The sequence below is a fragment of the Geobacillus sp. BMUD genome (assembly GCF_013096845.1).
GTDB lineage: Bacteria > Bacillota > Bacilli > Bacillales > Anoxybacillaceae > Geobacillus > Geobacillus vulcani.
Window position 1 is genome coordinate 1 of record NZ_SDLA01000092.1, and the last position, 394, is coordinate 394.

Here is a 394-nt window from a genome sequence, read left to right on the forward strand (position 1 = left end):
GTCTTGTACTTCATCATGGGCCATATGCCCCCACCAAACGAGCACATCGGTATCAGCTAATACCTCGTTTGTTAATCCGTGTTCTGGTTCATCCAAGGTTGCTGTGCGAACTTGAAAATCATCTGCTTGCAAAAAGGCAGCGATTTGTCCGTGGATTCCTTCGGGATACATTGCCTGAACGGTTTCATCTGTTTTTTCGTGTCTAAATTCATTCCAAACAGTGACATGGATCATTGGTAAACCTCCTCAACGATAGCTTTTAATTGCAAATAATCGATGGCCGTCGCTTCTAAAGGTGCGTATTTTTGGAACGCTTCTTGTTCCACGATCAACCAAGGCAATTGGAATTGTTGCGCAACTGTGACATAGTCCTTGATAGGTAAAATGCCATTAT

Annotated in this window: 1 protein-coding gene; it reads right to left on the reverse strand. The window is 43.1% G+C overall.

Features of this window, described 5'->3' with window-relative positions:
• Positions 1-234 (reverse strand): ThuA domain-containing protein (locus ETC05_RS17560; RefSeq protein ID WP_368668054.1); only part of this gene is annotated, 234 nt, incomplete at its 3' end.
• Positions 235-394: the final 160 nt, after the last annotated feature.